The sequence below is a fragment of the Shewanella abyssi genome, from assembly GCF_023284025.1.
GTDB lineage: Bacteria > Pseudomonadota > Gammaproteobacteria > Enterobacterales > Shewanellaceae > Shewanella > Shewanella abyssi.
The window spans coordinates 1-24,564 of sequence record NZ_JAKIKR010000062.1 but is presented as its reverse complement, the minus strand read 5'-3'; the positions used below and the strand labels follow the sequence as shown (position 1 = coordinate 24,564).

Sequence of the window (24,564 nt, the reverse complement as noted above, 5' to 3'; positions counted from 1 at the left end):
TTAAAACTAGTGTAGAGGCTAAAAATGAACTGTGTTTTTAGTTTGACGCGTCACGGAGGGATATAAGTAGTTATTAAAAGTCAATAAAATGGCAATTGTAAAATCTAGAAACATTTTGTACAAATAGCTATAACGCGTAGATTGTGTGCTAATCTATTTTTGAAAATAACAAAAAAAAGTGACGTTGGACTATGCTTTCGAATATATGGAAGCGTCAGGCTCCGCAGATGGTTGGGATTGATATTGGCTCCCATGAAGTTAAAGCAATACTGCTGAGTAAGACTGCTGATGGGTATAAAATATTAAGCCATGCTGCGATCCCGCTGAAGAAAGGGGCTGTCAATGATCATGAAATTCGAGACAGTGAAGCCGTTGTCGAGGCGTTAAAGCAAGTTAAGCGTACACTTCCTAAAACCACCAAATTTGCAGCCGTTGCGGTATCCGGCTCCGCCGTAATGACTAAAGTCATCTATATGGATGCCTCTCTGAGTGAAGAGGAGATGGAGGCTCAAATAGAAATTGAAGCTGACAATCTTATCCCTTATTCGCTTGATGAAGTAAATATCGATTTTGAAACCCTCAGTGCTAATAAAACCGATCCTAGCAAAGTGGATGTGTTACTGAGTGCTTGTCGCTCTGAAAATATTGATAGTCGTATCGATGCGTTGGATGACGTTAACCTCGAGGTCAAAGTTGTTGATGTCGAAGGATATGCATTGGGCCGTGCATTTGAAATGATTTCGGCGCAATTGCCCGAAGGTGCAGCAAGCAAAATTATCGCACTGGTCGATATTGGCGCCAGTATTACGACTTTTTCAGTAGTTGAAAATGGTGAGACCACCTTTGTTAGAGAGCAGGCATTTGGTGGAGAGCAATTTACCCAATCAATTCTCTCTTTCTACGGTATGACCTATGAGCAGGCTGAAAAAGCTAAGTTAGCGGGTGAGCTTCCACGAAACTATATGTTTGAAGTGTTATCTCCTTTTCAAACTCAGCTACTGCAGCAGATCAAACGTACCCTACAGATTTACTGCACTTCTAGTGGTAAAGACAGAGTGGACCACATTGTACTCTGTGGTGGCACTGCTAGGCTTGAAGGTATGACTAACCTAATGATCAATGAGTTAGGTGTTAATACCATTGTCGGCGATCCTTTTAAAGGGTGCTTGCATGCCGATGACGCCGTTAGGCAAAAACTCCAGCCAGACATTGGTAAATACATGTTGGCATGTGGACTGGCGTTAAGGAGTTATGCTGAATGGCGAACATAAACCTCTTACCCTGGCGTGAAGATGCGAGAGAAAAACAAAAAAGAGATTACACCGGTGTACTTGCACTGGTTTTCTTAGTCTCAGGCCTTATCGTTTATCTATCTCTTATGGCGATTGATGTAATATCGGATGATCAAAAAGGGCGTAACGGCTATTTACAATCTGAAATTCAATTGCTTGAAGCGCAAATCGCCGAAATTACGGTAATTAGAACGCGTAAGAAGGACATTGAGCGTCGTACCGAAATCATTTTAGGGCTGCAGCAATCTAGAAATTTGCCGACACATGTTCTAGATGAGCTAGTGCGTATTGTGCCTGCAGGGATCTATCTTTCCAGCATAGAGAAAAAAGGCAGTATGTTATGGATAGAAGGGCGCAGTGAGTCTAACAATAATGTCGCCAATATGATGCGCAAGGTTAAGACCTCTGCTTGGCTGCAAGATCCTAATATGCAATCTATCGTTGCTCAAAATGCAGAGCTAAGACAACTGCAACGATTTACGCTTCGAGTGACCATCGCAGATAGTGAAATGGCAGATCTGACCATGACAAAAGGAGCGAGTCAATGAATCTCGACCTAAGTCAATTTAACGATATCGATTTTGAGAATATTGGCGCTTGGCCTAAATTGGTTAAAATCGTGTTTGCGGCACTGCTGGCTATTTGCGTATTCGTTGCGAGTTATTTTTTGTTTGTAGCGGATGCGATAGATGCATTAAATGCCGAACAGCAAAAAGAGCAGCAGTTCAAAACAGATTTTAAATCAAAATATCAATTAGCCGCCAACCTCAAGCTGTATCGAGAGCAGTTAGCCTTGATGGAATTGCAGTTTTCCGAGCTGTTAAAGATGCTACCGTCGCAAAACGAAATGCCAGGTTTACTCGATGATGTTACTTTTGTTGCGACTGATGCAGGGCTTAAAATTAACAGTTTAGATTGGGACTCAGAAATAATTAGAGAGTTTTATATCGAGTTCCCGATCAACATCGCCGTCAGCGGAGATTATCATCAGCTTGGTCACCTTGTTAGTGGTGTAGCAAAGTTACCGCGTATTGTTAGCTTGCATGATTTCGTGATTAAGCGAGATGACAGTGGCTCACTGGCCATGGATATTTTAGCCAAGACTTATCGCTTTAAAGAGGGCACTGAATTGCCAGCAGCAAAGGGATCAGCTAAATGACGAAAATATTACCGGTAATTTTTGCGGTAACGCTACTTTCAGGCTGTGTTGGGGACAGACGTGATCTTGAGCTATTTGTCACGACGACCAAAGCGCAGCATGTTGCACATATCAAACCTTTAAAAGAAACGCCCAAGTTTAAACATTTCGCTTATCAAGCAGACCTTATACGTAGCCCTTACATTCCTCCGTCTAGAGAGTTGACCGAAGAGGTTATTGATACCACCAAGGACTGCTTACAACCTGATCTTAAACGCCGCAAAGGGCGATTAGAAACATACGCGCTGGATAATTTGAAAATGCGTGGCACCTTGAGTGACGTTGATACTATTTGGGCTCTGCTTGAAACAAGTGATGGCAGCGTTTATCGCTTGGGAACTGGCCAATATCTAGGGCTTTACCATGGTAAAATCGCCAAAGTAACGCCGCAAACAATCGACATTATAGAGTTAATTCCAGATGGTTCAGGCTGCTGGACAGAACGAAATAGCAGCATGGAACTAACAGGAGAACAATAAGTATGACTGAGGGGATCATGAGACTGTCTATCACCCAGCGTGCCTTCGCAATGGCCGCGTCTTTAATCAAGGTTAGTTTTAGCCTTGCGCTCCTATTGGGAATGGCTCCGCTAGCGAATGCGGCGAATAAATTAATCGATGTCAAATATCATGCGGTAGTTGATCACCAATTAGAATTACAGTTGGTTTTCGAGCATGATATTGAGGCACCCGAAATTGAACTGAATGCTAATCCAGCACAGATAATCTTAGGCTTTGCCGATAGCCTTTCTGCACTTGAAAAACAAACGCTTCCTATCGACATCGTGGGTGTTGAAACGGTCAGTACAGTACAAAGCGGTGCGAGCCTGCAAGTGTTTGTTGGGCTAGAAAGTGTTAAAGCTTACCAAGGACGAATCGTCGGCAATACTTATAGACTGACTATCAATGATGAGGTGATGAATCGTCATGATACAGCGAGTAATCCATTTACAAACGGAATTGAAAGTATCGACTTTAAACGTACATCAGAGGGTGGTGGTCAATTACTGATCAAGCTCGAAAACGACTCTGTCGCGGCAAATGTGGAGCAAGTAGGCGCTAAACTTGAGCTTAAACTGTATAACACCGATATTCGTTCTGAGCTACTTTACGTGATGGATGTTTATGATTTTGCAACGCCAGTTAAGAGTTTTGAAACCTTTAAAGAGGAACTCACTAGCCGCTTTCTAATTGATATAGAAGGTATGTATGAGTATGACTACCAACAAGATGGTCGTTTATTTATGCTGAGTATAAAAAAGGCAAAGCGCCTTGATATTGTCAAAGAAGAAAAAAAATATGACGGTCGCTCACTCTCTTTAAATTTCCAAAATATGTCCGTTAGAACCGTTTTGCAGATCATTGCTGATTATAACGATTTCAATCTGGTCGTCAGCGATACTGTTGAAGGTGATATAACACTGCGACTCGACGATGTACCCTGGGATCAGGCGCTTGATCTTATTTTGCAAACCAAAGGATTGGATAAGCGTATTGAAGGCAATATCTTGATGATTGCGCCTAGTGAAGAGATAGCAATAAGAGAGAGCCAAGAGCTTAAAAATTTGCAAGAAGCTAAAGAGTTGGCGCCTCTATATTCTGAGTTTTTGCAAATTAACTACGCTAAAGCCGTTGATATTGCAGCCTTACTAAAAGGTGAGGATTCAAGCCTATTATCGACTCGCGGCAGTGTTGCTGTGGATGAACGTACCAATACGTTATTAGTTAAAGATACTGAAGAGATATTGGAAAGCGTCCATCGCTTAATTGAAGTGCTTGATATTCCGATTAAACAGGTATTAATTGAAGCGCGAATGGTTACGGTTAAAGACGACGTAGCAGAGGACTTAGGTGTACGTTGGGGGATAACAGACCAGCAAGGTACCAAAGGAACGTCGGGGAGTCTAGAGGGCGCGAATAGCATTGCTAATGGCATCATTCCGAGTCTAGACAATAGATTGAACGTTAATCTGCCAGCGGCGGCCGCTAATGCGACCAGTATTGCTTTTTCTGTTGCCAAGCTTGCCGACGGTACGGTACTTGATCTTGAGTTGAGTGCGCTTGAGCAAGAAAATAAGGGTGAGATTATTGCAAGCCCACGCATTACCACTTCAAATCAAAAGTCGGCGTACATTGAACAGGGTGTTGAGATCCCTTATGTAGAAGCTAGCTCCAGTGGTGCTACAACGGTGACTTTCAAAAAAGCAGTGTTATCGCTTAGAGTGACACCGCAGATCACCCCTGATAACCGCGTGATCCTTGATCTAGAAATAACCCAAGACTCGCAAGGTAAAGTGGTTGCCACGCCAACGGGAGAAGCGGTATCTATCGATACACAGCGTATTGGTACACAAGTGCTGGTGGATCACGGTGAGACGATTGTATTGGGCGGTATATATCAACAACAATTGATTAGTCGTGTCAGTAAAGTTCCTATTTTGGGTGACATCCCCTACCTTGGATTTATGTTTAGAAGTACATCGGATAAGAATGAGCGACAAGAGCTGCTTATCTTTGTGACCCCTAAAATTATTTCCGAATCACTATAATCGCAATAAACCAATAAAAAGCCAGTGTTTAACGCTGGCTTTTTACAAGATGAAATAGATTTTTGATAGAAATGTGTTACTTCGCTTGCCATCAATAGCGGTTAGCTGAGATAATCAGCGGTCAAGTCTCAATAGAGCAAGGTAACATTTAAGGTCAACTCTCGTTTTCGGGTTGGCGTAGGCAAACTTCAAATAAGATTCAGACATATATCGCAATGGCCGAAAAACGTAATATTTTCCTAGTAGGACCTATGGGGGCTGGTAAAAGCACTATAGGCCGTCATCTGGCACAGATGCTGCACTTAGAGTTCCACGATTCAGATCAAGAAATTGAAAGCCGTACAGGCGCTGATATTGCGTGGGTTTTTGATGTCGAAGGCGAAGAGGGCTTCCGCGTTCGCGAAACACAAGTTGTTGCTGATTTAACCGAGAAGCAAGGTATCGTGTTAGCAACTGGTGGTGGTTCAATTCAGAGCAAAGAGATCCGTAATAATCTTTCTGCTCGTGGGATTGTTGTCTACCTCGAGACCACAATCGACAAACAAGTAGCGCGCACGCAAAGAGATAAGCGTCGTCCACTACTTCAAGTAGATGATCCAAGACAAGTGCTAGAAACTTTAGCCGAGGCGCGTAACCCTCTTTATGAAGAGATCGCTGATATTATCGTTAAAACCGATGAGCAAAGCGCGAAAGTAGTTGCAAACCAAATAATTGAGCAATTAGGTTTTTAAGATATGACTAAACAGGTTCTGGTTGAACTCGGTGAACGTAGTTACCCAATCGTAATCGGCCAGAATTTGTTAAGTAATGGCGAGCCTTTGGCTCGCTATCTTAAAGACAGAAATATCCTCATTGTCACCAATGAAACGATAGCGCCACTGTACCTTGAAAAAGTACAAGCCATGCTGTCCGATTTCAGCTGCGTTACTCCCGTGATTTTACCTGATGGCGAGCAATATAAAACGCTGAGCCAAATGGATTCAATTTTCACCTCTTTGCTACAACAAAATTTGGGCCGTGATACGGTACTTATTGCATTGGGCGGAGGCGTAATTGGAGATATGACAGGATTTGCTGCGGCTAGTTATCAGCGCGGTATCGACTTTATCCAATTCCCTACCACACTGTTGTCTCAAGTAGATTCATCAGTAGGTGGAAAAACAGCAGTCAATCACCCTTTGGGTAAGAATATGATCGGTGCTTTTTATCAGCCGAAATATGTTTTGATTGATACTGACTGCTTAAACACATTACCAAAAAGAGAATTTGCTGCTGGTATGGCAGAGGTGATCAAGTACGGCATTATGTGGGATGGTGAGCTTTTCAATTGGTTGGAAAACAATGTTGATGCATTGAAAGCGCTGGATACTCAGGCGCTTGAGTATGCGATTGGACGTTGCTGTGAAATCAAAGCTGATGTAGTTGAAAAGGATGAAACCGAACAAGCGGTAAGAGCGCTGCTTAATCTTGGACATACTTTTGGACATGCTATTGAAGCTGAAATGGGCTACGGCGTGTGGTTACATGGCGAAGCAGTTTCTGCTGGCACAGTCCTTGCTGCAATGACTTCATATAAGCTGGGATTAGTAGATGAGTCAATTGTTTGTCGTATTACGGCACTATTTAACGCATTTGATCTGCCCATTACAGCACCAGAAACAATGAAGTTTGAACAATTCATTAAACATATGCGCCGAGATAAGAAAGTACTTAAAGGACAATTGCGATTAGTGTTACCCGAAGGCTTAGGCCTGGCGGGCATCTATAGCAATGTTACTGACGAGCTACTTCAAGAGGTTATCGACTGCGCATAAACTATGCAGCAGGTATTCGGTGAAAGCTAAATTTAGTCCTCCAAATTTTATAACGGGTAAAGATCCTATGTTTATCAAACATAGGCCATTTTTGCTGCGTCATTTTCAGCCATGCATTGAGCTTTCTCTTGTGGGAGCGCTGACCTAAATGTCCTTAACAGGTTCGATCTTACTGCCTAGCCAAGAAGCACTGCTAAATCGACTACAGCATATAAGCTTGTATGGTCAGCAGCTTATTGTTCTCACCGGTGAAGACGGTGCAGGTAAAACCACGCTTGTCACTGCGCTGCTAAGTGAGCTTGAAGGCTTTAGCTCTGCACTGGTCATTTGTCCTAAACATTGTGACAGTGCTGAAATTAGACGCAAAATACTGGTACAACTACTCACAGATCCTGTTTTTGACGATGAGCTTCCGCTACCTGAAACCATGTTGAGATCCTCTTCTGCATTGCCTTCAGCAAGTTGTATCGTACTCGATGATGCTCACTATATACCGTTAGAGATCTGGGCCGAATGTATTGTATTGAGTCAGATGTCTTTTGCTGGCAAAACGGTCAACGTGACCATGACATCACCAGTTGATTTTTTAAATGATGTTTTACAGCAGTTACCTGTCGAGCAGCGTCAGCTGCTACTTCCATTAGATATTGAACCTATCGATTGCGTCGAAAGAGAAGGGCTCTATTACACATTATTGAGCCGTAGTGAGGCGCAGCCTTTTACGCCGAGAGATATCGTAAAAGATAGATTAGAGGCGCAAAACGGCAGCCCGAAAGAGGTGGTAACCTTACTTGAATTGGCACTAAATGGCGGGGCTGAAGAGCCTGTCGAAAAATCTAAAGCCAAGCTCTTTATCATTGGGGCGTTCGTTCTTTTAACGATAACATTACTTGCTTGGCTGTTAATGGATGCCGAGGAACAGGCTGTAGAGCAAGCTAGTGCGGTCATTTTTGCTGGAAAACCAGTATTGAACTCCCCCTTTTTGGCTGACTACGGTGAACAGCTTTTGGCAGGATATCTAGTGCCTCAGTCTATCGCCGTGCAGCAAAATGAGCCTAAAACTCGGCAGAATTTTTTGACTGACGCGGTTGATGACAAATTGCGAGTAGAGCCTGTTCAGTTAGACCGTCAGCAATTGCAGCAGCTTGATGATTCATTTGAGGACGTTGCGCAAGTTACCACTGAGGTCACCGAACCTTTAACGGCAACTCACATTGAAACATTTTCAGCCAAGTCTAATACAAGCTCTGATAATGTTAATGATGAAAAAATGGTAGCCAAAGTGCAAATGCCTATTCAAGGCTACACCTTACAATTAGCCAGTGTTAAGCGGTTAGATTCATTAGCAAGGATGTTAGACAGTGTAAAAGCAGAAAAGGGCGTAAAGGTCGCACGCTATAAAAACCGCTGGGTTGTCTTTATGGGGGAGTTTGGCTCGCTAAAGCAAGCGCGAGAGCAATCGTTGAAATTAACAGCAAACTCGAAAATTTCTGCGCCTTGGATAAGAAAGTGGCAAGATCTTACTCAATATGAGTTACAAGATAGGCTTGCAACTCGTGAAATTAAACAATAAACATAGTACAATCACCAGCTGTCTTTTTCTTAGATTCAATCAATTTAAATGATTAAAAAACAAAGGGCCTTCTTAAAGTGGGCTGGCGGTAAATTTAAACTGATTGAGTTTCTAAAAGGGCACCTGCCGCAAGGTGATAGACTCGTTGAGCCTTTTGTGGGTGCAGGTTCTGTGTTCCTCAACACTGACTATGGCCGCTATTTACTGTGCGACATTAATCAAGACTTGATTAACTTGTATAAGATAGTGCAGTCCGATCCTGAAAAGTACATTAAGGCGGCTAAGGCACTATTCGTCCCAGAGATGAATCAAAAGGAAGCCTACTATAAGGTTCGCACCAGCTTTAACGAGACTAAAGATCCTTTCAAACGTTCTGTTTATTTTCTGTATATGAACCGACATGGCTTTAATGGCTTATGTCGTTATAACCGTAAAGGCGGCTTTAATGTGCCATTTGGTTCCTATAAAAAGCCATACTTTCCAGAAAACGAAATTCGTGCATTTTCAATAAAAGCTCAATGTGCAGAATTTCGCTGTATTGGTTACGAGCAAGCTATCGATATGACCGAAAATGGTGATGTGGTTTACTGCGATCCGCCTTATGCGCCATTGTCATCAACAGCCAGTTTTACCACCTATGTCGGTTCAGGTTTTTCATTAGATGACCAAGCGCTGTTGGCAAGAAAGTCACGCCATACGGCCATCGAACGTGGTATTCCGGTGCTGATCAGTAATCATGATATTCCACTGACCAGAGAGCTTTATCACGGTGCGACGTTTGACTCGATTAAAGTGCAGCGCAATATTAGCCAAAAGGGCAGTAGTCGTAAGAAAGTGGATGAGCTGATGGCGTTATACGATGATTCGTATCACAGCGAGAATGATTAACCTACAACTTGGCTGACGATCAATAGCAGGCCTAATACAAACGCGATAGCGAGCAGAATACCCATTACAATAAAAGGGACTGGCGAGGATGTTTGAAAGTCTTTAAGTCGGTTTTGCTCTGTTTGTACGCCAATAAAGGCAGCTAAAGTACTCAATAGCACTTGCCACCATTGTTTTAGCATAGGACTCTTTATTCGCCCTTCATCGGTGAACTATTGCTCATTGGTGCACTTTGGTGGCCATAGAGCAGTTCCAATAGATCGATGAAATGTAATTGATTGGTCTGACTTTTACCCGATAACCAACTTTTCCAACTCAAATCATTAGATTGAGATGCGCAGCGATTACTTGGGTGACTCGCGGGTAGGCCTGAATTGTAGCTACTGGTTGTCGTGTCACACACACAAGCAGCGCTAGAGGCCGATTCGGAAGATTGAGATGTTAAGCTAATGGTTCCAACCGCAGCAGTAACGACAGCAAGAGCAACAGTCGCTCTAAATGTTGCTGTTTTCTTGAGTAATCCTTTCATGCCGTCCTCCTATATTCCATGCAGTCAAAACATTATAGCAAACACGGTTATATTTTAAACATATTTTACATATAAATTCAGTTTTGCCGTGGCGATGAAATTTTTTAGCACACCAATTTCGCTAAATTGGCTTGCAGGTATAGAGCGCTTGGGCTGCAAAAGGTAGAATAGTGCACTTCTTAAACATACTGGTGGGTTTGTTATGCGTCCATTTTTGATTGCTCCTTCTATTTTATCAGCAGATTTCGCTCGTCTCGGTGAAGACGTTGACGCGGTATTGAACGCGGGGGCCGATGTTGTTCATTTTGATGTAATGGATAACCACTATGTGCCAAATTTAACGATTGGACCTATGGTCTGCAAAGCGTTGCGCGATTATGGCGTAACGGCTGATATCGACGTGCACTTAATGGTTAAACCGGTCGATAGCCTAATTCCTGATTTTGCAGAAGCGGGTGCTTCAATTATTACTTTCCATCCTGAAGCCAGTGAGCATTTAGATCGTAGCTTGCAGTTGATCAAAGAATCAGGTTGTAAAGCGGGTCTGGTGTTTAATCCTGGAACGCCGCTACATTACTTAGATCATGTCATGGATAAGCTCGATGTCATCCTATTGATGTCGGTTAACCCAGGTTTTGGTGGCCAGTCGTTTATTCCGTCAACCTTAGATAAGCTACGCCAAGTGCGTAAGTTGATTGATGACAGTGGCTATGATATTCGCCTGCAAGTCGATGGCGGCGTTAAGGTCGACAACATCGCTGAAATTGCTGCAGCGGGGGCGGATATGTTTGTCGCCGGTTCGGCTATTTTCAATAAGCCTGACTATAAAGTAGTTATCGACCAAATGCGTACTGAATTGGCGAGTATTGAGGCTTAACTGATGGCAGACTTTAGTCAAATTAAAGCGGTAGCATTTGACTTAGATGGGACGCTCATTGATAGCGTGCCTGATCTTGCTGCGGCGACCAATGCCACGCTGCAGGAGCTGGGTTTACCTTTGTGTACTCAAGATCAAGTGCGTAGCTGGGTCGGTAATGGCGCCGAAATGCTGATGCGTCGAGCACTCTGTTTTGCGCTGGATGTTGATGTAAATGATGAAAAACTCGCGGCCTGTATGCCAAGGTTTATGCATTTCTATCAGCAAAATCTGCAGCAACATAGTCGCTTATATGACAATGTCGAGTTAGTGGTAAAGCAGCTTTATGCTGCGGGTTATCCGCTGGCGATCGTCACCAATAAGCCTTATGAATTTACGGTGCCCCTGCTTGAAGCGTTTAAGCTAGACAGTTACTTTTCCATAGTTTTGGGTGGAGATTCATTGTCAAAAATGAAACCAGACCCTATGCCGTTAACGCATATATTGCAGCAATGGCAACTTGAGCCCGCACAGCTCTTAATGGTTGGTGACTCGAAAAATGACATATTAGCCGCAAAAGCTGCCGGGATTGCGTCAATAGGCTTGACCTATGGCTACAACTACGGTGAAGATATTGGGCTGAGCAGCCCTGCTGCGGTATGTGAACAATTTAATGAAATTTCAGCGCTATTAAATATCAGCGCTGAATCAATGGAGCAATAAAAGAATGACTGCAAAACCTATCGTGTTTAGTGGTGCTCAACCATCTGGTGAGCTGAGTATTGGTAATTACATGGGTGCACTACGTCAGTGGGTTGCTTTACAAGACACTCACGACTGTATTTATTGTGTTGTTGATTTGCATGCGATTACCGTAAGGCAGGATCCGGCCAAGTTACGCGAAGCCTGTTTAGATACCTTAGCTATCTACCTTGCTTGCGGTATCGACCCTGATAAGAGCACCGTATTTTTACAGTCTCAAGTACCACAGCACACACAGCTTAGCTGGGCATTGAACTGTTACACCCAGATGGGTGAGCTTAACCGTATGACGCAGTTTAAAGATAAGTCGCAAAAACATGCGAACAATATCAATGTTGGCTTGTTCGGTTATCCAGTTCTTATGGCTGCCGATATTCTGCTATATCAAACCAATGAAGTGCCTGTTGGCCAAGATCAGAAACAGCATTTAGAGCTAACGCGCGATATTGCGACTCGCTTCAACAATGCTTACGGTGAAACATTTGTGGTACCAGAGCCATTTATCCCTGAGATGGGTGCCAAGGTGATGTCACTGCAAGACCCGACAAAGAAAATGTCTAAGTCCGATGATAACCGTAACAATGTCATTGGTTTACTTGATGATCCTAAAGCGATTATGAAGAAGATCAAAAAGGCGATGACCGATGGGCAAGAGCCACCTGTGGTACGCTTTGATGTTGAAGAAAAGCCGGGTGTGTCTAACTTAATGAGCTTAATGTCTGGCTGTAACGGTCAATCATTAGCAGCCATTGAGAAAGACTTTGAAGGCAAGATGTATGGCCACTTAAAGGTCGCCACTGGCGAAGCCGTTGTCGCTATGCTTGAACCACTACAAGCTCGCTTCAAAAAATTTAGAGCCGACGAAGCTTATCTCGATTCAGTCTTTAAAGCGGGTGCAGAAAAAGCGAAAGCCCGTGCTGAAGTGACGATAAAGCAGGTGTACGAAAAAATCGGCCTGATCGTCTAGTTATCAGTAATTTAAATTAGTCATTGTGATAAAAAGCCAGCGTAATACGCTGGCTTTTTTTGTGGGTTAGGATTGCTGACTAAGCCATTTCACAAATGCATCAATTGCTGGTTCTTTTAGGCGGCGCTGCTTACAGCTGAAATAGAATTCAAACCCCGTCAATATGTCGGGTAGCGCTAACTCCACTAACAGCGATTTTTCAATATCAGCCTGTACCATAAAATCAGAAGCCAGCGCTATTCCTTGGCCTGCAATCGCGGCTTCAATGGCCAGTAATACATGGCTAAAGATATGTTGCTGCTGCTCTGACGGCAAAATCATATCATTGGCGACAAACCAACGGTCCCAGTCTAGCCCTAAAGGCCCTTCATCGACCGTGAGTAAAGGGTGTGAGCTTAACTCATCCATCGGTAGGTAGTCGGGTGTCAGCAAGCTGGGGCTGATCACCGGCACTAAGCGTTCTTTATGTAGCAACTGATGATAGTAACCAGGCTGTCCGCTCTGGCCGGTAATAAACATATCAGCCACACCATCACTAAGTTCTGGGTCGTCTGCGATCATATCGAGGCGGATTTTAATTTCAGGATGTTGCCTTCTAAAACTGCTCAACCTAGGGATTAACCACTTTATGGCAAATGAGCTATAAACCGCCAGTCGTAGTTGATCATTGCTATCGCCGCTAATCTGCATACTGAGATCGCTGAGTTCATTAAAGATGCGCTCCAATGACTGGTACAGATGTTGGCCTTTGGCCGTTAAGCGTAGTTGGCGTCCCTCCCGGGTAAATAATCGCTCACCAAAGTGCTCCTCCAATAGCCTTACTTGATGTGAAACGGCGCTTTGAGTTATGCATAGCTCACTGGCAGCTTTGGAAAAATGTATTTGCCTTGCTGCAGCTTCGAACACTTGTAAGGCTCTTAGTGGTGGTAGTTTGCGCATTATTTGATCTTAGATAGTATGAGTTAAATAAGTGATCTTGTTCATGGTATTAGTTTAATTCATGTTTGAGTAAAAAACATCATTTCATGTGGTGATTTAAGCGCTATATCATCCGCAAATATAGAGTTAGCGGGTGGAAGTAAAGATGAGATCAAATGTCATGATTGGCATTGGATTGCTGCTGTTCGGCAATCTTTTTAGTGCGCTGTACGATGTGTCGATCAAATGGATGCCAGAGGGCAGTAACGCGGCTACTTTTTTGTTATTGCGGCAAGTGCTGTCGGTATTGATGTTACTACCGTTATGGTTTATCGCTCGTCGTCCAACGACCTCTTGCCTCAAGTTACACCTTTTTAGGGCTAACAGCGGTGCTATGGGCGCTATATGCCTCATTATGGGCTTGATGGCGCTACCCATAGCGACGGTGAGTTCGCTATTTTTCTCGGCGCCGCTGATCATAGTGTTGTTGGGGTGCGTGTTTTTGAAAGAGAGGGTGAGCCCACAGCAATGGCTGGCAACCCTCCTCGGATTTATTGGCATCTTAATTCTATTGAGGCCGAGTGAGCTAAATTGGTTTGGGGTTGCGGTACTTATTTCGGCATCTACCTTTGCGATCAATCAGCTGGCATTGCGCAAGTTGCCGGATACAGAAGATCCAAGGGTGACATTGATGCTCTATAACGCGCTGAGTATCCCGCTAGTGATAGTGATGGTTGCTGTGCAAGGGTTAGAGGGGCTAAGTTGGTCGTTAGTGGCCATAGCTGGCTTAAGCAGTGGCTTTTTGTTGGCCTATCATTGGTTTTGTGTGTTGGCTTATCGACGTGCACAAGCGAGCCAGATAGCGATTGCGGAGTACGCTGGACTACTATTTTGTGTGTTCTTCGGTTGGTTGTTATTTGAGGAGTGGCTGGATGCATTAAGCTGGGTCGGCGTAGCTTTTATTGTATTGCCGTCGTTGATCATTCCTTGGGTAAGCCATAAAGTAGTGAACAGTAACGCAAAAAAAATCATCGAGCACAATGCGCGATGATCTCTTAAATAGTCGCTGAATTGATTAAGGTTAGGAGTCGGTGTACTCAAATACCTTAATCACTTTGCGCACGCCGGCTGTATTGCGGGCAACGTCCACCGCAAGATCGGCTTGCTGGCGCTCAACTAAACCAATGAGAAATACCTCACCATTCTCAGTGACCACTTTAATGTTGGTGACATCGAGATTATCTTCACTGAGCATGCGACTTTTTACCTTGGTGGTTATCCAAGTGTCGTTACTACGAGTGGTAAAGGAGGTGGGGTTGCCGATCCGAATTTGATTATGGATCTTGCCGCCAATCTTAAGCTGTTGCACGGTGCGAATCGCCTTATCTCTTAGCATTGAGTTGGGCGCTTGGCCTATCATCAACACATTCGAGTTCATCACCACAGCCGTGACATTGGCTTGGTTTTTGAGATCATCATGAGATGATAGCGCACTAGAGATGTTGAAATTGGCGTTAGTGTCATCAAGCTGAGTTTGAAAACTGCGCTCATCATTGACCATCATCGCGCCACCAACTGCCCCCACCATTACTGCGCCCGCACAGCCTTGTAGCATGAGCAGTATGGCAATTAACGGTAGCAGTTTTATCATGCAGGTTCGTCCTGGGGGAATAAGGTGCGGTCAATGTTGTCACACAAGCAGTGAATCGCCAGTAGGTGTACTTCTTGGATCCGGGCAGTCACTTTTGACGGTACGCGGATCTCAACGTCGTTGACACTTAATAGCCCAGCCATTGCGCCACCGTCTTTACCGGTTAACGACACTATGGTCATATCGCGGCTAAGTGCAGCTTCCATCGCTTTAATCACGTTACCAGAGTTACCACTGGTTGAAATGGCGAGCAATATATCACCTGGCTGACCGAGTGCCATGATTTGTTTGGAGAAAATTTCATCATAGCTGTAGTCGTTCGCAATCGCGGTAATCGTTGATGTGTCACAGCTCAGTGCGATAGCAGGTAAAGGTGGACGTTCTATTTCATAGCGATTCAATAACTCGGCAGAAAAATGCTGCGCATCACCGGCGCTACCGCCATTACCACAAGCTAAGATCTTATTGCCGTTTAACAAACAATGCACCATCATCTCTGCCGCTTTGGCAATGGACTCTGGCAATGCTTCAGAAGCATCAATTTTGGTTTGAATAGATTCAGTAAAGCTGTCTTTAATGCGCTCTAACATGGAGTTACCTTATGTCTGTAAATAGCGTTTTAGCAAACGCGCAAATTTAAATTAAATCGGTTTAAAAAGCGTCGCGGATCCATTGTATGCCAGAGGGATCGGCGGCGATAACATCGAATCGGCAGATAGCGTCGATTCGGTTCAATTGTATGTAATGGCTGGCGGCTTTTCTTAAGCGCCGAGTTTGAGCAACGCTCAATGCGTTAACTGCGCCGCCGTATTGGGTATGAGTGCGATACTTAACCTCGATGAATACCCAATCTTTACCGTCGCGCATAATAATGTCGATTTCACCAAAACGATAGCGCACGTTTTGTTCGACAAACTTAAGTCCATGTTGTTCCAAATATTGCCGCGCAGCAATTTCTGCGGCCTGTCCTTTAACTGCTGTTTTCTCTTTCAAATTCGCTGCATCCTTGTGGCGGTATTTGAATATAACGTTAAGTCGTCATCGAGCGTTAAACATTTACATATCAGTTTAAATGTTTGCTTAAAGCGGGCGCAAGTTCCCTCGTTGGTAGCGACCCCAGCTCAATTGACGGTTAATTGTACCATCGGCTTGAACTGACAGTATGCCGCTACGGCCAGAAAACTGGTAGCCGGGCAGTGCGCGCATCTGTGCAAGTTTACCGACTAAATCGAGTGCGTCATAGCCCATAATGTATAAGCGTTTACGACTGTTACTCCATTGAGGCCATAACTCGTTCACCATACGGGTTTCTGTATTCGGGCTGATTAACCAGGGAATGTCGCTAATAGTGAGGTGATTTAATTCGGTTGCCGTTGCACGGGTATTGCTTTCAATTCGGCTGCGGCTGGTGGTGTAAAGTGGCACCGGCTGTGCAAAGACGCTGAAGTTGACGTCAATAAACGGTTTTAATAACAATAGATCTCGGCTAGCCGAGATCATATAAATAGCGTCGATATCACGGCGAGAGCGGAAATCAGCCTCTATCTTGGGGGTTAAAATCGCTTTAATGCGGGCAATGCGCTCTTTACTGTCGATAACACCCAATGCCTTTTGTACCGTGACCTTCATTTTGTCGCCACCATCATAGTAATGAATTTCGGCGGGCTTTTTGGTCAATTGCTGCCAAGCATCGCTAAAACTCTCTGCCATGCGGTGGCCGACTGCATCGTTACTCACGAGCAATAATGGTTGCTCTATGCCGTCGTTATAGAGTCGTTGCGCGGCATCAATCGCCTCATCTGTTGGTGATAGTGCAAAGAAAAATTTGTCATCTTGCGGCGTAAAATTATCGATATGGTTTAAATACAGCTGCGGGATACTCTTTGTCGCAACAGGAGCTGCAGTTGTCGTCGGTGTGATCGCTCGGGTTGCTGTGGTGCCTGATCCCCGTTGCTCTGTTGTAGCTAGAGCGCTATCCATATTTTGTAACTGCTCCACCTCTGACTGCAATAACGGCCCAATAATAAACTCAGCCCCAGCCGTTACCGCCTGTTGATAGGCAAGTTGTGCCCCAAGTGCGGTATCAAAAAAGTTAATTGCAACACTGTCGTCGCCAGTCGCCATGTAATTGGCAATAATGCCTTGCTTAACGGTGTTCGCCACAACAGCCCTCGGGCCCGTGAGTGGTAACAGTACCGCTATGTTTTTAGGTTGATAGGGCTTGGTATTAAGGGCTTTTTCTAGATCTGTGGGTAGCTTGGCAGCCGCCGGATGATTGGGATTAAGCTGTTGCCAGCTGCCGAGTTGGCGCACAAGATCATTGGGATTAATGGCGTAATGTTTAGCGATATAGGCTAATTGTACCCAGCCTTGAAAAGTGGGGTTACTACGGTCATCACGAAAACTAAGTAGCGTTTTTTCGCTAATGGGCTGCAAGGAGCGCCAGATTTTATCATTGACCTCAAAAGCCTGCGTAGCAGGTAAATACTGAGTCAATAAGCTTAGCTGTCTTACTTGCTCTATTGGCTGGTTGATATGTTGATAGAGGCGAGCCTTAAACTGGTAATAGCTTACCCACTGCCAATTTGGCAATGTCCAAGTACTAGGGTAGTCGAGTGTTTTCAGTGCATGGTCATAGGTTGAAATCACCTCTAAAACACGTGCGCTGAGATATTTGTGCTCCGCTAGCAGTTCAGGCTTTTGCGTCATATCTTGCGCAATAGACGTTAATGTTTTGTCTGCAGCGTTGGGATTGCCTTCATTGAGAAGTGCATGGGCTGCCAATAAAACATACTTATCACGGGTTTCACGGTTTTTTTCGTTGGCCGCCAGCGCCAAGTACTGTGATGACGCCATTGTCACTGCAGACAAAGAAACTTGTGTCTTTTCAGTCTTTACGGGAGTTGTAGGAGTTCCACAACCGAATAAAACTGCAGATAAAATCACGATTGAGATAAATTTAGTTGAATTCAGTCTTTTTAACACAGGTCTTCACTCTGGTAAGATGCTGTCAATAGTTTAACCTGCTCTTACGCTTGGCGAAAGTCTTGTTAAAAACTCTTGCCATAAGTCAATACAGAGGTAGATATGGACCTGTCGGTCGCGCTTTACATTGTTCCCACGCCAATCGGGAATTTAGGGGATATCAGTAGCCGTGCAATTGAGGTGCTTAAGCAAGTGTCGCTCATCGCCTGCGAAGATACACGTCATAGTGGTAAGTTATTGAGTCACTTTGGTATTGAAACGCGTAAAACCGCGCTGCACGATCATAACGAACGCGATAGAGCGCAGTGGATCATTCAAAAGTTGGGTTATGGTGAGTCAGTCGCACTTATCTCTGATGCGGGCACGCCACTGATCTCCGATCCAGGGTACCACCTGGTGAAGCAAGTACGTGCAGCGGGCTTTAATGTGATCCCACTGCCAGGCCCTTGCGCCGCCATTACCGCATTGAGTGCATCAGGTTTACCCTCAGACCGTTTCACTTTTGAAGGTTTTTTACCCTCAAAAGAAAAAGGTCGTCTAGATAAGCTCACGGCACTAAAAGAAGATCCGCGTACACTGATTTTTTATGAGTCACCACACCGCATTATCCACAGTTTAGAGTCGATTGCAGCTGCACTCGGTGAAGATCGCGAAATCGTGATGGCACGGGAAGTGACCAAGACCTTTGAGACCTTCCTATCGGGGACGGTTGCAGAAGTACTGCAAACAGTAAAAGATGATCCAAACCAGCAGCGCGGCGAAATCGTGCTGATGTGTCATGGCTACCGCAGTGATGAAGAGTCAGAGTTCTCTACCGTGGTGATTGAAACGCTAAAGTTATTGTGTGAAGAGCTGCCATTAAAGAAGGCGTCAGCCATTGCTGGGCAGATCTACGGCATTAAAAAGAACGCACTTTATAAGCACGGATTAGCGATCGGCCTCTAATATCGCTTTAATCGTAAGCATCAAAGGTGAAAGTCCTTGGTTTGTTGCTTGAGCTTAGGCTATAATCCGCGCCGAGTTGGCTAGACAGTTGCCGCGCTCAATAGAGCGGGGAGGAAAGTCCGGGCTTCAAAGAGCAGGGTACCAGGTAACGCCTGGGCGGTGTGAACCGACGACAAGTGCAGCAGAGAGGAGACCGCCAGCTTTAGGGCTGGTAAGGGTGAAAGGGTGCGGTAAGAGCGCACCGTGCGGCTAGTAATAGTTCGTAGCAAGGTAAACTCTACCCGAAGCAAGACCAAATAGGGTCCCGTATGGCGCTGCTCGCGTTGGGACCGGGTAGGTCGCTTGAGCCTGTGAGCGATTGCAGGCCTAGATGAATAACTGTCCACGACAGGACCCGGCTTATCGGCCAACTCACCCATTCAAGCAAAAGGCCTCACAGCAATGTGAGGCCTTTTGTTTTTCTAGCTCTTCGATAACAGCTACCGAATAAAAAAGCCCGCTAGTCTTAGGACAAGCGGGCTTTTTTTGTTATCAGTTAAGCAGAGTTATGCTTAACTGCTAGCAATGACCAATTTAGAAATAGTAACCGAAGTTAATATTAAAACGCTTGTTGGTATCACCATCACCGACCATAGTGCCGCCGATAAAGGGTTGGTTCTTGCCGACAACAAAGTCGACGTAGGTATAGAGTCCGCCAGCAGTAATCGCCATGCCTGTCACGTTCATAAAGGTATCATCTAGATCCGCAGACTTATCGGTAACGACTGAGTAGTCGTTATAGAAGGTTAGGTTTGATATTGGCCCAATATCAACAGGTAGGCTGTATGCAACGTTGGCGATGTAGGTCGTCGCTTCTGCTGGAATAGAGTCATAGAAGTGGTAAGCGGCTACCACAATGCGCTCAACATCCATGCCATCAACGTCATACTTGTAATCGGTCATTTGCAATTTAACATTCCAGCGGTCGTAGTTAACTACGCCGTGGATTGCTGCTGCAACGTTGTCGCCATCGGTACCGTTGGCAATTTCAAGCTGGCCAGCTTGAACAGATGCACCGAGCTCAACGGCAACATCATTGAAGGCGAAGTTATGGGCATAACGCGCGTTGAAGGTGTTTAGTTCTGCGGCTTCGTAGCCGTCAGTTGGGGCGGCGTAGGCATCTTCGCCCGCTAAACGAATACCGACAACATCGTAAGCATAACGATCGGTACGGTCTGAGACATAGCCATCAAGGCCACCTTGCTCATCATTCTTGTAGAAGGCGAGATCGAGGCGGTTCTTATCACCAGTGTAGGTGTAATTTAGGCCCATATCGTAGTCATCTTCCAAGCCTAAATAGAAGTTAGAGCTGAAGAAGTAGCTATTTGATGCGTAAGTTAGAATACCGAAAGGTACTTGAGTCACACCCACTTTACCCTGCTGTTGTTCGGTAAAATTGTAACCAATCCATGCGTGCTGGATCACATTCATGTATTCGAACCAGCGATACTGGGCTGAGTAGCTCAAGTCTTCGTAACTGCCTGAAACGTCGATGCGGAATACGTCGAAGTCAAAATCACCACCACGGTCAGCATTATCATCGTCAAAATCTTCATAGGAGTAATTGACACGAACGGCACCGCCAAACTTGACGGCGTTGTCTTTTTTCTTCTCTTCGACGACGAGCGGCTCAGATTCTTTCTGCTGTTGGGATTCCAGTTGCTCGATTCGGGCTTTTAGCGCTTCTAGCTCTTCGTCTACCGGGGTGGCATTTGCATTAGCAGCTAATGCAAGGGCGATACAGGAAGCTGCAAGTGTATAACGGATCATCATTTATCCTTGTTTTTTAGTTTAATTTTTGTGAGTCGCTGTTGTCGGCATCATCAGTGTAGAAGTCAGATAGCACACCTGCTAGGTGAGTTCGCGAAAGCTCTCCTTGCAAGTCACCCTCTGAATCGACAACCGGCAGTGGAAAGTCTGATTCCATGGTGGCCGGAATAATACTTTCGAGCAGCGCATCTTGTGATATTGGGCTCATCTCTTCGACTTTGAAGTCTTCCATCAGCGCATCTTTATCTGTTTTTACCGCATCTTCCAATGCTTCTTGGCACACAACGCCTTGGAAACCTTCATCAGTAACGTAATAGGCATAGTTAGCCGGAATACGCTTCATTTGTTTGAGCGCTTCACCGATGGTTTCGGCGGTAAGGCGATATGCGGGTGGCTTCATCACTGTTTCGACGGTTAAGGCGCGTGGACGGTTGACGTCTTTGACGAAGGCCTCAACATAATCGTCGGCAGGGTTGAGCAAGATATCCACCGGCTGTCCTACTTGAACCAGATTGCCATCTTTGAGGATCGCGATTCGGTCGCCAATGCGCAGCGCTTCATCGAGATCGTGGGTAATAAAGATAATGGTTTTGTGGAGCTTTTTTTGCAGCTCAATCAGTTGGTCCTGCATCTCACTGCGTATCAATGGATCGAGCGCGGAGAAAGCTTCATCCATCAGTAGGATTTCGGCATCGGTACACAAGGCTCTTGCTAGGCCAACACGTTGTTGCTGACCACCAGAAAGCTGTGCAGGGTACTGCGCTTCATACCCGCTCAGGCCGACGGTCTCAAGCCATTCTTTGGCTTTGGCATTTCTAATGGCTTTGTCTACCCCTTGTACACTGAGGCCGTAAGCCACATTCTCTAGCACATTTTTATGGGGCATTAAGCCAAAACGTTGGAATACCATGGCCATTTTATTACGACGAAATTGCTCCAACTCTTTGGTATTAAGCTGCATCACATCGATGCCTTCAACCAGGATTTGCCCTTCGGTAGGATCAATTAATCGATTGAAATGACGAATTAACGTTGATTTACCTGAACCCGACAGCCCCATAATCACAAAGATTTCGCCCTTATGAATATCGAGATTAATGGCTTTAAGGCCGACTGTATGACCGGTTTTAGCTAAGATGTCATCCTTAGATAAGCCTTCTTTTACTAAAGGCATAACCTTGTTTGGCTTTTTGCCAAAGACCTTATACAGATCTCTAATTTGGATGAGTGGCTCTTTAAGCGAGTCGTTATTCATGATGTCCACTCCGGGTATGTTGTTGCGAGCGTTTGGCGTAGGCTTGAGAGGCTCTATCGAAAATGATGGCTAGGGCAACAATGGCTAAACCGTTAAACAGTCCGAGGGTGAAGTATTGGTTGGTGATCGACCTGAGTACCGGTTGACCTAGTCCTGTAACGCCAATCATTGACGCGATAACGACCATGCCTAACGCCATCATAATGGTCTGGTTAATACCCGCCATTATGGTGGGTGAGGCCAGTGGTAACTGCACCCCCAATAGGCGTTGCATTGGGTTAGCACCATAGGCGGTAGCGGCTTCAAGTACCTCTTTGTCGACCAGACGGATCCCCAGGTTAGTCAATCGAATAACGGGCGGAATAGCATAAATGACCACGGCGATAACGCCGGGCACCTTGCCAATGCCAAGCAACATGACCACGGGGATCAGGTAGACGAAAGCGGGCATGGTTTGCATCACATCCAGAATTGGCGTTACCACGGCTTGGGTTCGATTACTGCGCGCCATTAAGATACCAATAGGTACGCCTAGTACGATGGCCACTAGCGTACATACGGTAATGATGCTTAGGGTACGCATGGTATCTTCCCACATACCGAAATAGCCAATCAGCAGGAAGGAAACCACCACGCCTAAGGACAATTTCCATGAACGACTGGCGGCGTAAACCAATGCCGTAATCGACAGCAGTACCGCCCACCAGGGTGATTGTACTAATAGCTTTTCAAACCAGATAAGAAAGCTGAGCAGTGGATCGAAAAAAGACTCGATGAGATCGCCATATTCGCGGGAAAAATCCCGAAAGGTGCCATCCAAATATTTGCGGATTTCCACTAAGGTGGCACGGTCCATCTTAGGGAATTTGCTGAGCCAAGAAAAGTCAGCCATTTCTACCTCTTTATTTTTTATATGAATAATGTAGACAGGGAGCAAAATAGCGAGGCTTTGTAGGCCTCGCATTATGGCGTGACTTATAGATCTGCTAGTGCGGATTTCACCTTTGCGGCGACGTCAGCCGGAACCCAAGTAAGCCAAATGTCTTGATGGTTTAGGAGGAAGTACTCGGCGGCAATATTGCCATCCGCTTGATTGTCTTCCATCCAGGCTAGAAGGCTGTTCATCTGTGCATTGGTGATAGAGCGTTTACCAAGGTACTCAAACTGAACTGTTGATTTTTCAGCGAAAGCCATTGTAGTGACCGTTTGTACGACTGAAGTGGGGTACATGGTGACCTTTGGCTCGGCGCACTCAGCTTGAGAGATACAGTCGCGGAAATGATCTTCATCAATACCTGTACCAAAGTCGACTTTGGACATTTTGTACTTGCCCAAAACTGAGGTCGGTGCCCAGTAATAACCAAACCAAGGTTTTCCACGCTCGTAGGCACGGGCGATAGAGCCTGAAAGACCCGCTCCTGAACCTGGATCGATAAGATCAAAGCCGGCATCACTGAGTTTTAGTGCGCGATATAGATTTTCGGCCGAAAGCTGACAGCCCCAGCCCGCAGGGCAACCATAGAAGGCACCACGATCAGGATCTTCAGGGTTCTTAAAGGTGTTAACGTTGGCGATAACGCCTGCAATCGTTTTCAGGCTTGGGTCTTTGTCGACCATATATTGCGGTACCCAAAAGCCTTCTTCACCACCATCGGAGAGTGAATGGCCTGCGATAGCCAAGCGTTTGTCAGTAACGGCTTGTTCGATAAGCTCTTTGACGGTATTGGTCCAGATCTCTGGCGCGATGTCTGGCTCACCTTTTTCAATCATTGAGGTGCTGGTCGGCATAGTATCGCCGGGGATCAACTCGGCGTCACAGCCATAGCCATGCTCGAGGATAAAACGGTCGACGTTAGCGATTAATGAAGCTGAGCTCCAATTCATATCAGCGATAGTGACTTTGCCGCATTGCTCTTCGGCAAGGGCTTGATGAGCGGCACTGCTAAGCAGCAGAGTACCAATCATAAGTATACGTTTCATAAAAACTCCGTATGTGAGATTAAAGATTTTTGTGCACGTGCCTTTTCTAACAATTGTTAGAGTTCAAACTAGAGGCAGTGCTTCGATTGTTGCGGGTAACGACGCCATGACAACTTTATTACCGAAAGTGTGGTTGGCATAAGGAAATGAACGAATTAAATTAACACGACTGGCATCGGCTTAACAGTTTTCCCGTCCTAGCTTGTGATCTCTATCAATGTACATTTGATTAGAATAGTTAGAGCTCGAATCAATTATAGGTGCTAATTGTGGTTTACACATAGCAGTAACCGAGCGATGAAGATGCCGTTTTTACTCGCAGTCCATTAGGCTAAATGCCAGCAGGTGGAGTACCTCATTCTCGGCGCTATCGCATGATCCCTGCCCGTCGCCGTAGACTTAATCGAAATAATATAGTCACCACGACTCAAATCGAAGTTACATAAGTAATTGTAAAAATTGGTAATATAGTATCAGTAGTCATATTGTCTCAAATATAGAGACAATATGACTACTGATACTATATTACCAATTTTTACAATTACTTATGTAACTTCGATTTGAGTCGTGGTGACTATATTATTTCGATTAAGT

The 24,564-nt window shown here is 45.1% G+C and carries 25 protein-coding genes and 1 other RNA gene; 15 read left to right on the top strand and 11 right to left on the bottom strand.

What is annotated here, in order from left to right:
• Positions 1 to 191: 191 nt before the first annotated feature.
• From L2755_RS19375 to L2755_RS19335, 9 genes are all read left to right on the top strand, one after another.
• The gene (locus L2755_RS19375; RefSeq protein WP_248982322.1) at positions 192 to 1,271 is read left to right on the top strand and encodes a pilus assembly protein PilM; all 1,080 of its coding nucleotides are present in this window, start codon (positions 192 to 194) and stop codon (positions 1,269 to 1,271) included.
• Positions 1,259 to 1,840: a PilN domain-containing protein gene (locus L2755_RS19370; protein WP_248982321.1), complete on the top strand. Its 582-nt coding sequence runs from the start codon at positions 1,259 to 1,261 to the stop codon at positions 1,838 to 1,840. Before L2755_RS19375 ends, L2755_RS19370 begins: the two co-directional genes overlap by 13 nt.
• On the top strand, positions 1,837 to 2,451 hold the full coding sequence (locus tag L2755_RS19365; RefSeq protein ID WP_248982320.1) for a type IV pilus inner membrane component PilO: 615 nt from the start codon (positions 1,837 to 1,839) through the stop codon (positions 2,449 to 2,451). Before L2755_RS19370 ends, L2755_RS19365 begins: the two co-directional genes overlap by 4 nt.
• The gene (locus tag L2755_RS19360; protein WP_248982319.1) at positions 2,448 to 2,969 is read left to right on the top strand and encodes a pilus assembly protein PilP; all 522 of its coding nucleotides are present in this window, start codon (positions 2,448 to 2,450) and stop codon (positions 2,967 to 2,969) included. The genes L2755_RS19365 and L2755_RS19360 overlap by 4 nt, the downstream gene beginning before the upstream one ends.
• 2 nt (positions 2,970 to 2,971) lie before the next feature.
• Complete coding sequence (locus tag L2755_RS19355) at positions 2,972 to 5,038, top strand: type IV pilus secretin PilQ (protein WP_248982318.1); 2,067 nt, start codon at positions 2,972 to 2,974, stop codon at positions 5,036 to 5,038.
• Positions 5,039 to 5,253: 215 nt separating this feature from the next.
• Positions 5,254 to 5,769: a shikimate kinase AroK gene (gene aroK, locus L2755_RS19350; protein ID WP_248982317.1), complete on the top strand. Its 516-nt coding sequence runs from the start codon at positions 5,254 to 5,256 to the stop codon at positions 5,767 to 5,769.
• 3 nt (positions 5,770 to 5,772) lie between these two features.
• The gene (gene aroB, locus L2755_RS19345) at positions 5,773 to 6,852 is read left to right on the top strand and encodes a 3-dehydroquinate synthase (RefSeq protein ID WP_248982316.1); all 1,080 of its coding nucleotides are present in this window, start codon (positions 5,773 to 5,775) and stop codon (positions 6,850 to 6,852) included.
• Between the two features lie 148 nt (positions 6,853 to 7,000).
• Complete coding sequence (locus L2755_RS19340; RefSeq protein WP_248982315.1) at positions 7,001 to 8,425, top strand: AAA family ATPase; 1,425 nt, start codon at positions 7,001 to 7,003, stop codon at positions 8,423 to 8,425.
• A gap of 48 nt (positions 8,426 to 8,473) precedes the next feature.
• A complete protein-coding gene (locus L2755_RS19335) occupies positions 8,474 to 9,313 on the top strand; it encodes a Dam family site-specific DNA-(adenine-N6)-methyltransferase (protein ID WP_248982314.1) in 840 nt (279 codons plus the stop codon).
• On the opposite strand, the gene L2755_RS19330 is transcribed toward L2755_RS19335, so the two are convergent.
• Positions 9,310 to 9,495, bottom strand: coding sequence for a DUF2970 domain-containing protein (locus tag L2755_RS19330; RefSeq protein WP_248982313.1), 186 nt, complete (start codon positions 9,493 to 9,495; stop codon positions 9,310 to 9,312). The two genes, L2755_RS19335 and L2755_RS19330, sit on opposite strands and share 4 nt — an antisense overlap.
• A gap of 8 nt (positions 9,496 to 9,503) precedes the next feature.
• A complete protein-coding gene (locus tag L2755_RS19325; protein WP_248982312.1) occupies positions 9,504 to 9,842 on the bottom strand; it encodes a hypothetical protein in 339 nt (112 codons plus the stop codon).
• Positions 9,843 to 10,044: 202 nt separating this feature from the next.
• Here L2755_RS19325 and rpe point away from each other — a divergent pair, with 202 nt between their 5' ends.
• The 3 genes from rpe to trpS are packed head-to-tail and all read left to right on the top strand — an operon-like array spanning position 10,045 to position 12,427.
• Positions 10,045 to 10,719, top strand: a complete 675-nt coding sequence (rpe, locus tag L2755_RS19320) for a ribulose-phosphate 3-epimerase (RefSeq protein ID WP_248982311.1) — start codon at positions 10,045 to 10,047, stop codon at positions 10,717 to 10,719.
• 3 nt (positions 10,720 to 10,722) lie between these two features.
• Positions 10,723 to 11,421 (top strand): phosphoglycolate phosphatase, encoded by a 699-nt coding sequence (locus L2755_RS19315; protein ID WP_248982310.1) that lies wholly within the window; start codon positions 10,723 to 10,725, stop codon positions 11,419 to 11,421.
• A 4-nt stretch (positions 11,422 to 11,425) separates the two neighbouring features.
• On the top strand, positions 11,426 to 12,427 hold the full coding sequence (trpS, locus tag L2755_RS19310) for a tryptophan--tRNA ligase (RefSeq protein ID WP_248982309.1): 1,002 nt from the start codon (positions 11,426 to 11,428) through the stop codon (positions 12,425 to 12,427).
• Between the two features lie 66 nt (positions 12,428 to 12,493).
• On the opposite strand, the gene L2755_RS19305 is transcribed toward trpS, so the two are convergent.
• The gene (locus L2755_RS19305; protein ID WP_248982308.1) at positions 12,494 to 13,366 is read right to left on the bottom strand and encodes a LysR substrate-binding domain-containing protein; all 873 of its coding nucleotides are present in this window, start codon (positions 13,364 to 13,366) and stop codon (positions 12,494 to 12,496) included.
• 145 nt (positions 13,367 to 13,511) lie between these two features.
• On the opposite strand from L2755_RS19305, the gene L2755_RS19300 reads away from it, so the two are divergent.
• Positions 13,512 to 14,396 (top strand): DMT family transporter, encoded by an 885-nt coding sequence (locus tag L2755_RS19300; RefSeq protein ID WP_248982307.1) that lies wholly within the window; start codon positions 13,512 to 13,514, stop codon positions 14,394 to 14,396.
• A gap of 30 nt (positions 14,397 to 14,426) precedes the next feature.
• Here L2755_RS19300 and dolP read toward each other — a convergent pair whose 3' ends face one another.
• The 4 genes from dolP to L2755_RS19280 form a co-directional block, all read right to left on the bottom strand.
• Positions 14,427 to 14,996, bottom strand: a complete 570-nt coding sequence (gene dolP / locus L2755_RS19295) for a division/outer membrane stress-associated lipid-binding lipoprotein (RefSeq protein ID WP_248982306.1) — start codon at positions 14,994 to 14,996, stop codon at positions 14,427 to 14,429.
• On the bottom strand, positions 14,993 to 15,586 hold the full coding sequence (locus tag L2755_RS19290; RefSeq protein ID WP_248982305.1) for a phosphoheptose isomerase: 594 nt from the start codon (positions 15,584 to 15,586) through the stop codon (positions 14,993 to 14,995). The genes dolP and L2755_RS19290 overlap by 4 nt, the downstream gene beginning before the upstream one ends.
• 61 nt (positions 15,587 to 15,647) lie before the next feature.
• Positions 15,648 to 15,989, bottom strand: a complete 342-nt coding sequence (locus L2755_RS19285; protein ID WP_248982304.1) for a YraN family protein — start codon at positions 15,987 to 15,989, stop codon at positions 15,648 to 15,650.
• An 87-nt stretch (positions 15,990 to 16,076) separates the two neighbouring features.
• Positions 16,077 to 17,981: a penicillin-binding protein activator gene (locus L2755_RS19280; protein WP_248982303.1), complete on the bottom strand. Its 1,905-nt coding sequence runs from the start codon at positions 17,979 to 17,981 to the stop codon at positions 16,077 to 16,079.
• A gap of 102 nt (positions 17,982 to 18,083) precedes the next feature.
• Between L2755_RS19280 and rsmI the strand changes: the two genes are divergently transcribed.
• Positions 18,084 to 18,926 carry a 16S rRNA (cytidine(1402)-2'-O)-methyltransferase gene (gene rsmI / locus L2755_RS19275; RefSeq protein WP_248982302.1) on the top strand — a complete coding sequence of 281 codons (843 nt, stop codon included), beginning with the start codon at positions 18,084 to 18,086 and terminating at the stop codon, positions 18,924 to 18,926.
• Positions 18,927 to 18,998: 72 nt separating this feature from the next.
• Positions 18,999 to 19,344: RNase P RNA component class A (gene rnpB, locus L2755_RS19270), an RNA gene on the top strand.
• A 155-nt stretch (positions 19,345 to 19,499) separates the two neighbouring features.
• Here the strand turns inward: rnpB and L2755_RS19265 are convergent.
• From L2755_RS19265 to L2755_RS19250, 4 genes are all read right to left on the bottom strand, one after another.
• Entirely contained in the window at positions 19,500 to 20,735 is a 1,236-nt protein-coding gene (locus L2755_RS19265; protein WP_248982301.1) for an OprO/OprP family phosphate-selective porin, read from the bottom strand.
• 16 nt (positions 20,736 to 20,751) lie between these two features.
• Positions 20,752 to 21,990 carry a quaternary amine ABC transporter ATP-binding protein gene (locus L2755_RS19260; RefSeq protein WP_248982300.1) on the bottom strand — a complete coding sequence of 413 codons (1,239 nt, stop codon included), beginning with the start codon at positions 21,988 to 21,990 and terminating at the stop codon, positions 20,752 to 20,754.
• Complete coding sequence (locus tag L2755_RS19255; protein ID WP_248982299.1) at positions 21,983 to 22,882, bottom strand: ABC transporter permease; 900 nt, start codon at positions 22,880 to 22,882, stop codon at positions 21,983 to 21,985. The genes L2755_RS19260 and L2755_RS19255 overlap by 8 nt, the downstream gene beginning before the upstream one ends.
• 83 nt (positions 22,883 to 22,965) lie before the next feature.
• The gene (locus L2755_RS19250; RefSeq protein ID WP_248982298.1) at positions 22,966 to 23,970 is read right to left on the bottom strand and encodes an ABC transporter substrate-binding protein; all 1,005 of its coding nucleotides are present in this window, start codon (positions 23,968 to 23,970) and stop codon (positions 22,966 to 22,968) included.
• Between the last annotated feature and the right edge of the window lie 594 nt (positions 23,971 to 24,564).